At 46.6% G+C, this 7413-nt stretch carries 7 protein-coding genes; 4 read left to right on the top strand and 3 right to left on the bottom strand.

Annotation, left to right across the window (positions count from 1 at the left end):
• The 4 genes from ACTIE6_RS13255 to ACTIE6_RS13240 all read left to right on the top strand — a co-directional run.
• On the top strand, positions 1-318 hold a 318-nt coding region (locus ACTIE6_RS13255; RefSeq protein ID WP_439557091.1), incomplete at its 5' end, for a TlpA disulfide reductase family protein.
• Between the two features lie 138 nt (positions 319-456).
• Positions 457-927 carry a MarR family winged helix-turn-helix transcriptional regulator gene (locus tag ACTIE6_RS13250; protein WP_439557092.1) on the top strand — a complete coding sequence of 157 codons (471 nt, stop codon included), beginning with the start codon at positions 457-459 and terminating at the stop codon, positions 925-927.
• Positions 928-963: 36 nt separating this feature from the next.
• Positions 964-3369 carry a 3-hydroxyacyl-CoA dehydrogenase NAD-binding domain-containing protein gene (locus tag ACTIE6_RS13245; protein WP_439557090.1) on the top strand — a complete coding sequence of 802 codons (2406 nt, stop codon included), beginning with the start codon at positions 964-966 and terminating at the stop codon, positions 3367-3369.
• Positions 3370-3534: 165 nt separating this feature from the next.
• A complete protein-coding gene (locus ACTIE6_RS13240; RefSeq protein WP_056290871.1) occupies positions 3535-3975 on the top strand; it encodes an RrF2 family transcriptional regulator in 441 nt (146 codons plus the stop codon).
• Here the strand turns inward: ACTIE6_RS13240 and ACTIE6_RS13235 are convergent.
• From ACTIE6_RS13235 to ACTIE6_RS13225, 3 genes are all read right to left on the bottom strand, one after another.
• Positions 3967-5580 carry a hypothetical protein gene (locus ACTIE6_RS13235; protein ID WP_439557089.1) on the bottom strand — a complete coding sequence of 538 codons (1614 nt, stop codon included), beginning with the start codon at positions 5578-5580 and terminating at the stop codon, positions 3967-3969. The genes ACTIE6_RS13240 and ACTIE6_RS13235 overlap by 9 nt on opposite strands.
• 6 nt (positions 5581-5586) lie before the next feature.
• Entirely contained in the window at positions 5587-6534 is a 948-nt protein-coding gene (locus tag ACTIE6_RS13230; RefSeq protein WP_439557088.1) for a glycosyltransferase, read from the bottom strand.
• A 56-nt stretch (positions 6535-6590) separates the two neighbouring features.
• A partial coding sequence (locus ACTIE6_RS13225) for an NAD-dependent epimerase/dehydratase family protein (protein ID WP_439557087.1) occupies positions 6591-7413 on the bottom strand: 823 nt, incomplete at its 5' end.

The raw sequence follows: 7413 nt of genomic DNA, 5'->3' as shown, positions 1-7413 counted from the left end.
GGCGTAGAGATCATCGGACTTGCATTTGAACGTTCGGACAAACCCGAAGTAGCCAATCCGAAAATCACCAAAATGGTCGAGCGTTTCGGCATTCAATATCCCGTTGTACTGGCCGGCACAAGCACCGACGAAGCTACTGCAAAGGCGCTTCCAATGCTCAACAAGGTAATGTCCTACCCGACCACCATTTTCCTCGATAAAAAAGGAAAAGTGCGCGAGATACACACCGGATTCTCAGGTCCGGGTACCGGAAAATACTACGATGAGTTTGTCACTGAGTTCAACACACTGATGGACAAGCTGATCAGCGAGAAGTAAGCTATTATACCCGATACACCGCGACCAGCCATCGCGGTGTATTTTTTTGACCAAAAAATGGTATGCTTGCATAATACTACTGCGGTTTTTACATTTGTAAAGAAGGCTTCACTGATATCATTTAGCAGATCAAGACCAATGCGGAAAGAGAAAACGGTTGATTTTCAGATAAAACGGGCCTGGCATTCTATATCCAGAATGTACAATGCATATGCGGGGCGCTACGACACAACCATGTCGGTGGGCTATGTGCTTTTGAATATCGACATTGAAAACGGCACTCCTGCCACCAAGATCGCTCCGCTGCTTGGAATGGAGCCGCGAAGCCTGGTGCGCATGCTTAAAACGCTGGAAGAGAAAGGATTAATTAAGCGGGAAGTAAGTGAAAATGATAAGAGGTTTGTCAGGATTGTGCTGACCGAATTAGGCAAAGAAAAGCGCGAGCTGGCCAGGGAGGGGGTAATTTCTTTCAATACTATGGTGAGGGATAAGATACCACTCGAAAAGCTCGTCACTTTTTTTGATGTAATAAAAGATATTAACAGGCTGGTAGAGGAAGAAAACCAGAAACTTAAAGCCGGCGAGGGAGATGCGGAAGAAGCATTTTGACTTTGCTGCTATTCTAAAAACCAAAATCTTTAACTGATGAATCGTTCAATCCGTAAAGTAGCTGTGCTGGGTTCCGGCATTATGGGTTCCAGGATCGCCTGTCACTTTGCCAATATCGGGGTGGAAGTGCTTTTGCTCGACATTGTCCCGAAAGAGCTTTCCGAGGCCGAAAAAGCGAAGGGGATATCTATTGAACATCCGGCTTTCAGAAATAAAATTGTAAACGAATCGCTGCAGCAGACCCTTAAAGCAACTCCCGCTGCACTTTATAGTCCAGGTTTTGCCTCCCGCATTAAAACGGGAAACTTTGATGATAACCTGGCAGATATTAAGAATTACGATTGGGTGATTGAAGTGGTAGTGGAGCGGCTGGATATTAAAAAAAGTCTTTTCGAGAAAGTAGATGCGCTCCGCAAGCCGGGTACGCTCATTACTTCCAATACTTCGGGTATCCCGATCCATTTAATGGCAGAGGGACGCAGTGAGGATTTTCAAAAGCACTTTTGCGGTACCCACTTTTTCAACCCGCCGAGGTACCTCCGCCTGCTCGAAATTATCCCTACCCAGCAAACAGACCAGCAGGTAATTGACTTTTTGATGCATTACGGCGATTTGTTTTTAGGTAAAACAACAGTTCTCTGTAAAGATACCCCAGGCTTTATTGCTAACCGACTCGGCATTTACGCATTGATCCAGACGATCCGCGTGGCGGAAGAAATGGGATTGAGCGTAGATGAAGTGGATAAGCTCACCGGCCCCGTCGCTGGTCGCCCGAAATCGGGCACTTACCGGCTTTCTGATGTGGTGGGCCTAGACACTACAGTGCACGTAGCCAATAATTTATATGCTTCTGGAGAAGGAAAAGACGAATCGCGCGACGCTTTTGTCCTGCCTTCCATTATGCAAAAGCTGTTTGATAATAAATGGCTGGGGGACAAAACAGGTCAGGGATTTTATAAGAAAGTAAAAGACGAAAAAGGCAAATCTGTAATCCTGGCGCTGGACTTCCAGACTTTGGAATACAAACCTTCTGAAAAGGTGAAGTTTGCTACACTGGAAGGTACCAAGGCGATCAGTGATGTTTGGAAGCGCTTTCCGGTACTATTGGCAGGAGCAGACAAAGCAGGTGAGTTTTATAGAAAAACCTTCGCTGACATTTTCCGCTATGCCAGTTTCCGCATTCCCGAAATTTCCGACGAGATATTCCGCATTGACCAGGCAATTTCAGCAGGGTTCGGCTGGCAATATGGTCTTTTTGAAACATGGGACGCGATCGGGCTGAAAAATATGCTGGTTATCATGGAGAACCTCGACCAAAAACCGGCACAGTGGGTGTATGAAATGGTGGAAGCAGGCAACGAATCCTTCTATAAAGTAGAGACTGGAAAACGGCTTTACTACGATATACAATCGAAATCTTACAAGCAAATCCCTGGCCAGGACAGCTTTGTAATCCTGAGTAATCTATCCCAAAATATAGTCTGGAAAAATGCAGGCGCAAACCTTTACGACCTGGGCGACGGGATTCTGAACCTGGAATTCAAATCCAAGATGAATACAATGGGCGCGGAAGTGATCGAGGGTATTCAGAAAGGGATCAGCATTGCCGAAAAGGATTTCCGCGGACTGGTGATTGGCAACGAATCGAGCGAAGCATTTTCGGCGGGTGCCAACCTGGCGATGCTGTTCATGTTTGCGATAGAGCAGGAATTTGACGAGATCAATATGGTTATCGCGCAGTTTCAGCAAACCATGATGCGCGCGCGTTATTCTTCCATTCCCGTTGTTACAGCCCCGCATACACTGGCATTGGGCGGCGGCTGCGAGCTGAACTTGCATGCAGATAAGATCGTGGCACACGCAGAAACCTACATTGGTCTTGTTGAATTGGGTGTGGGACTGATCCCGGCTGGCGGGGGAACAAAAGAAATGGCGCTCCGCTGCTCAGATTTGTATAAAGCGGGAGATCCCGAGCTCAATATCCTGCAAAATGCATTTATGAACATTGCGCAGGCCAAAGTATCCACGTCGGCACAGGAGGCACTTGAAATGAACTATCTGCAGGAAAAAGACCAGATCGTACTCAACCGTTCACGCCTGATCGCAGAAGCGAAACAGGCTGCACTCGACCTGGCGGACAATGGATATACGCAGCCCAAGCAGCGCAACGATATCAAAGTGCAGGGCAGGACGGGCATGGCACTTTTCATGGCAGGTATTGCGCAAATGCGGCTGGCTAATTACATCAGCGACCATGATGCGAAAATCGCCAATAAGCTGGCTTACGTGATCAATGGAGGAGATCTCAGTTATCCTCAGCTGGTTACGGAACAATACCTGCTTGACCTTGAACGTGAAGCGTTCCTTTCACTCTGCGGCGAGAAGAAAACGCTGGAAAGAATGCAGGGATTGCTAAATGGAGGCAAGCCACCGCGTAACTAGCTGCTGCATTCCGGGAATGGAATTATAAGCAGGCGAATTTGTGTTTTTGAATATTAGGATTTCAGCTCAAAAATTCGATATTTAGAATTGATCAACTCAAATCTTTTCTAAAACCATTTAATCTTTGCGTCGATCCCAACCACAAGAAGAGCCTTATAATCAACAATGATTTCGAAAAAAGCCAAATACGCGCTGAAAGCACTCAAAGTCTTAGCGGAGCAATATGGAAAAGGTCCCGTACTGATATCTTACATTGCAGAGAAGGAGAAAATCCCGAAGAAGTTCCTGGAGGCGATTCTGCTCGACCTGCGCAATAATGGTGTTTTACAAAGTCAAAAAGGAAAAGGCGGCGGGTACCTGCTGAGAATGCCGCCGGGAGAAGTTAATTTTTCAAAAGTACTGCGGATAATTGACGGTCCCATCGCACCCGCTCTGTGCGTTTCAATGTTCTTTTATGGTCGCTGTGACGATTGCAAAGACGAAGAAACGTGCAGCCTGCGCACTGTGCTGGAAAGGTGGCGCGACGCTAACCTGGCTGTTCTGGACAAAACCACATTAACGGACCTGCTGCGTGCTGAAAATGCAGGATCGGAGATTTTACCTTAATACTGCCCGATCGTTGCGGACAAACAGTCGCGTACCGTCAAAGTCTCCGATATACTTATAATTGTTTTGGACGTAAGTCAATAGCGCAGGGTAGCTTTCAATACCCTGCGTTTTTTTGTCCTGAACCCAGAAGCTGTTCTTCCCGACGGCATCCAGAATGAATGCAGGTTTGGTACGTTCCAGATCAGACATATACCTTTTTCGATAAACTTCCCGCATCGGATGTTCAAATATGGACCGCTCGGAATGGTTTTCGGCGGTACCTTGCGCCAGTTGCGCTTCCACGTAATACCTGCATTGCCAGCCCCACACAATCATATAATCCGCCTCAGAGCTATACTTTTTCAGCTCCTCAACAACCGGGCTTTGAGCCAGTGTCGTTGCGTCCACCGAATAAAAGTTATTGACTTTCCTTTCCTTGAAAAAGCCCGCAGCATCATTTCCTGCAAACCATAACAAAAATGCAGCCGGGAAAATAATGGCAAAATTGGCGATTCTTTGGATACCCGCAGCTGCTATTAGCGTCCACGGAAGAATGCAGAAGTTGAGGTAATGGATAAAGTCATTCCCGGATTTGGTAACAGCATAAATGCCCGCTAGTAGCAGCAAAAGGATAATTAAAGAAATAACGAAGCTGTTTTCCCTTTTTTTTGCATTGATAATCGTAGCAACACCAAGCAATATCGGCAGAATAAGTGCGAAGGTATAAAACTGAAAATCTGGCGATAAGCTAAAAATGCGCCAGAACTGACCCGGGATTCCAAAAACGCCCTGGCCTCCGGCATAAATCGCATTACCTAGCAGGTAGAAATCGATCATATCCGTGAAGACGCCGTTCGTCAAAGTCCAGATCAGGGTAATCAAAGGAAAGGTAATGCCGCCAAGGAGCAGCCAAATCAATGGCAGTACGTCGCGCTGATTTCTGAACCATTGATATACATAAAATAAGGCTGCGAAAACGAGGACAAAAGCCTGTGGAACAGCCTGTAACTTGGCAAAAGGAACAGCGCCGGCAACCAACCCGAGCAGGAAAGCATTGCTCTTCAAACTTCCATTTTGGACACTGATCCGCGATAACAACCAAATGCAGAGCGCCAGAAGAAATACCGGAAGCTGCTCACTGGAATAATGAACAAAATCGACTTCCTGCGTAAAAGAGAGTAAAAAGAGTGGTACAATCCAGGCAAGACGGGCTGTGCTTTCGCCAAACCAGTTTTTTAATGAGAAGAAGAGCAAAAGCAGGGAGCCCGCAGAACAAAGCAGCCCCATCAACCGACCGGAAGTATAGTTGATCTCAAATCCCAAAAGGCGGGGGACCACAAGCAGGTAATTATCGAGCGGACCAATGGTAGTTCCATCCACCGAGCGCCAGTAAACAGGATCCTGGAACAGCGTGATCGCGTGGCTCAACATCTGGCTCTCATCCGGATTGAGCTCACGATTGAACACGATCACGGGCATACGCATCAAAAAAAGCAACAAGATCCCGAGCAGAACAAAGGCGCCCGAAGACAGCTTTTTATAACCTGCCGATAACACAATCATCCCGGCCAGCAGATAGCCGATCATCCAATAGACTGTTGGGGAATGATCGAAAGTAATCATAGGAGACTAGCTGATGGTATCTACCTTTTCCACGAAATCCCGGTAATGCACGGCCGGAATAAAGTGTTGCTGCGAACGGTATTGTAATACCATGAACACCAGAAAAAGAGAGATCAGAAAGGCTTGCAGCATCAGGATCATCAGGGTGCTTCCCAGAGTAGAAGTCCAGCCAGGCGTTGCATTACCTATCAATTTCAGGAACAGGATCACAAAAATGAATGCGATGGCCAATCCCGACATGAAAATGGAAAAGATCAGAATGCGGACTGCCGTGGTGTCGATCATCACAGAAATTGCGCTCAGACCATGTAAAACGAGGGAAACAAAATTCATTTTACTCTCGCCCGCCAGCCTTTTCGCGCGATTAGTAAGTACAGAATCGTACGGAATGCGTGATTTAATAACCCCGCCAGGATAGTTGTTCCAGATTTCAGAGACACGCACCAGGTTTTGCAGCCTGCTTCTCGGAACAAGGCTGAAATTCCCGAAGGTGATAACCTTACCAGTTAACAATTCGAATATCAATTTATAAATCACATAAAAAATCCTGAAAACAGGACCTTCTGTCCGCTTGTTCCTTTCTGCAAAAATGATGTTATCCGGTACTTCAATCGATTTGCGTACGAGACTGTTGATATCCGACGGTGCATCCTCTCCGTCTGCATCCATTACAATCACCTTATCCGCATTGAGGTTTTCGGCTGCATAAGATAGCCCGATTGCAATTGCTTTCTGGTGCCCGAGGTTACGGTACAATCGTAATACCTTGATCTCTTTACCACCAAACTGGGCAAAGGGAAGTGTACGCAGCCTTGACGAACAATCGTCTACGATAAGTAAGGTTGTATTTGCCAGAATTGACGTTTCAACGTCGGCATTTATCTTTTGTATCAGCAGGTTCAGCGCCTCCCAGTCGTTGAATTGGGGAATGATGATGACAAAGTTTTCTGACATTGGGGGAGAAAATAGAAATCTCCGAAGCGGAGTGCTCCGGAGATCCAAAAATACAATTAAACCGTTTTTAAGCCCAACCGGGAAGATATACCGTCGTGGATCTGCGTTAAAGTCTCTACCAGACCATATTCCCAGTTCCAATCAGGATAGTGGGATTTGAATTTGGAAAGGTCGCTCACATACCAGATGTGGTCGCCGATCCTGTTAGTATCTGAATAAGAGTAAGACAGCTTGTTTCCGGTGATCTGCTCGCACAATGCAATTGCTTCCAGCATTGAACAGTTAGCAAAACGGCCGCCGCCTGCATTATAAACTTCGCCCGGACGTGGGTTTTGGTAAAAATGCCAGAACATATTTACCAGGTCGTGGCTGTGGATATTGTCACGTACCTGCTTGCCTTTATAACCAAAAATGGTATAGTGATTGCCGGTAATGGCGCATTTCATCAGGTAAGCCAAAAATCCGTGCAGCTGTGCCCCGGAGTGGTTTGGACCTGTTAAACAACCGCCGCGGAACACTGCTGTTTTCATTCCGAAATAGCGGCCGTATTCCTGAACCATAATATCAGCAGCCACTTTAGAAGCACCAAAAATCGAGTGTTTTGTGTGATCAATGCTATGGTTTTCGTCGATTCCGTTCTCGAAATAAGGGTGATTTTCGTCGATTTCCCAGCGTGTTTCCAGCTCGACAAGTGGCAAATAGTTGGGGTTATCTCCGTAAACCTTGTTTGTTGATGTGAATATGAACACAGCCTCAGGAGCGTGCAGCCTGGTCATTTCAAGCATGTTCAGCGTACCTACTGCATTTACGCCGAAATCTGTAAATGGCTCGCGGGCTGCCCAGTCGTGGCTTGGTTGTGCAGCTGCGTGAACAATCATT

Origin of the sequence: Dyadobacter sp., assembly GCF_051859145.1 — a bacterium.
Lineage (GTDB): Bacteria > Bacteroidota > Bacteroidia > Cytophagales > Spirosomataceae > Dyadobacter.
The sequence above is the reverse complement of the archived record's forward strand: the minus strand, read 5'-3'. Positions and strand labels throughout refer to the sequence as shown.